This is a genomic window from Pseudomonas sp. MWU13-3659 (assembly GCF_023757525.1).
Taxonomy (GTDB): Bacteria; Pseudomonadota; Gammaproteobacteria; order Pseudomonadales; family Pseudomonadaceae; genus Aquipseudomonas; species Aquipseudomonas entomophila_E.
Genome location: NZ_JAMSHW010000079.1, coordinates 1 through 1,331, shown reverse-complemented (window position 1 = coordinate 1,331; position 1,331 = coordinate 1). Strand labels below are relative to the sequence as shown.

2 protein-coding genes are annotated in these 1,331 nt (G+C 52.5%); both read left to right on the top strand.

Going from position 1 to position 1,331, the window contains the following annotated elements; all coding sequences use genetic code 11:
• A partial coding sequence (locus NGM28_RS28365; protein ID WP_252092538.1) for a helix-turn-helix domain-containing protein occupies positions 1-478 on the top strand: 478 nt, incomplete at its 5' end.
• Positions 376-1,299: an IS3 family transposase gene (locus NGM28_RS28360; RefSeq protein ID WP_353620551.1), complete on the top strand. Its 924-nt coding sequence runs from the start codon at positions 376-378 to the stop codon at positions 1,297-1,299. The genes NGM28_RS28365 and NGM28_RS28360, both read left to right, overlap by 103 nt.
• Positions 1,300-1,331 lie beyond the last annotated feature (32 nt).

Here is a 1,331-nt window from a genome sequence, read left to right as displayed (position 1 = left end):
TCATGAAGTGGCACTGAAGCATGACCTGACCCCTTCGCTGCTGCGCCGCTGGGTAAAGGGCTATGAGAAACACGGCGCAGCCGGTTTGATTCCCAAGTACAGTCACTACGATGCTCAGTTCAAATTAAAGGTTTTGCAATGCATCGAGCAAGGCGGACTGTCTGCTCAGCAAGCATGCGTAAAGTTTGATATCCGTGGCCCGAGCAGCATCAGGCAATGGAAAAGGCTGTACGATGAAGGCGGAATAGAAGCCCTTCATCCGAACCGTGCCCGAGAGTTAAACATGCCCCGCAAGCCATCAAAGCAATCCAGCGCAGGACCTTCTGCACCTGCAGATAGTGAGCTCACACCTGAGCAAATGCTCGAAGAGCTGGAATATCTGCGTGCGGAGAATGCCTATCTAAAAAAGCTCGATGCCTTGATCCAAGCGGACCCACGCACTGCGCAGGCAAGAAAACGCAAGCTGTCCAAGGATTAAGGCGTGAGCATCGACTCGCTCTGCTGTTGCGCGCTGCCGGCCTGGCGCGCAGTACCTTTTACTACCAAAGCAAAGTGTTGCTGACCGACAGGCATGCGGCCCTCAAGGAACGCATCGACAGGGTCTATCACGAGCATAAGGGGCGGTATGGCTACCGCCGTATCACTGCGGTCCTTGGGCACAATGGCGAGGTGATCAATCACAAGAAGGTGCAGCGTTTGATGCAGTTGATGGGTCTGAAATCGCTGGTAAAAGTGAAGAAATATCGCTCGTATCGAGGCTCCGAGGGGCTTGTTGCAGCTGATTTGCTCAAGCGTGAATTCAAGGCACAGGCCCCTAATCAAAAATGGGTAACCGACGTGACAGAGTTCAAGGTAAAGGGCCAGAAGCTATTTCTTTCGCCGGTGATGGACCTGTACAACGGCGAGATCCTCGCTTATCAGATCAACCGACGGCCTGAGTTCAGGATGGTTTCGACAATGCTGGAGCAAGCTTTCGGGCGGCTGAATCAAGATGAAAAACCAATATTGCACTCCGATCAAGGCTGGCAGTATCAACAGCCAGCTTACCGGCACATGTTGGCCGGAAAAAATATCGAGCAGAGCATGTCGCGCAAGGGAAACTGCCTGGACAACGCCGCGATGGAAAGTTTTTTTGGCACGCTCAAGAGCGAGTTCTTTTATCTGGAATCGTTTGAGAGTGTTGAACAACTGGCATCAGGGCTGGAGGATTACATCGCTTACTACAACCAAGAACGCATCAGCCTCAGACTAAATGGTTTGAGTCCGGTACAATTTCGGACCCAAGCACTGGCCGCATAGCGCTCCCTGTCCAGTTTTCGGGGGTCAGTTCA